Raw genomic sequence first — 705 nt, 5'->3', positions numbered from 1 at the left:
CGGATGGTCTGTGGCAGGGCGGTGAGGTTGTTCCATGCGGTGCATGCGGCTTCGATGATGTGTTCGATGCCGCTGAACACGGTGTTGGACAGCCAGTTGGCGCGTAGGAACTGCCAGATATTCTCGACCGGGTTCAGTTCGGGCGCGCGGGACGGCAGGAAGATCAGGCTGACGTTGCGCGGCAGTCTGAGTTTGGGTGTCGTATGCCAGCCGGCACGATCGAGCAGGACGACGGCATGCGCTCCGCGTGCGACGCAGCGTGAGATTTCCTCGATATGCAGTTGCATGCTGGCCGTGCCGGTAAACGGCAACACCAGGCCTGCCGCCTTGCCGAGTGCGGGGCAGATGGCGCCGAACAGCCAGGCATTCTCATAGCGTTGATCGGCAGGCTGGCGTGGTCGGGTGCCACGCCGCGCCCATTGCCGGACAAGACCGTTTTTCTGCCCGATGCGGGCCTCGTCCTGCCACCAGAGTTCAATCCGCCTGCCTCTGGGCAGATGCCCGGTGTGGGCGCTCAGGATCGTGGGGAAGTTTTTTTAAACGCGTCCATGACGGACGGATCCTGTCCGGGGTGACGCGGACGCGCGCTGACGTGGCTGAACCCAAGCCGCTTCAACAGGGCGGAGACATGGCGTTCGTGATAGGAGACGCCAAAACGCTCTTCGATGACCCGCTGAAGATCGACCCGACGCCAGCGCACCACGC

At 63.4% G+C, this 705-nt stretch carries 1 pseudogene; it reads right to left on the bottom strand.

Going from position 1 to position 705, the window contains the following annotated elements:
* Positions 1 to 705: pseudogene (locus CFR71_RS15940) on the bottom strand (IS630 family transposase); the annotation flags it as partial.

This window comes from Novacetimonas pomaceti (assembly GCF_003207955.1).
Classification (GTDB): Bacteria; Pseudomonadota; Alphaproteobacteria; order Acetobacterales; family Acetobacteraceae; genus Novacetimonas; species Novacetimonas pomaceti.
Note: the sequence above shows the minus strand (reverse complement) of the source record. Positions and strands in the feature narration are given on the sequence as shown.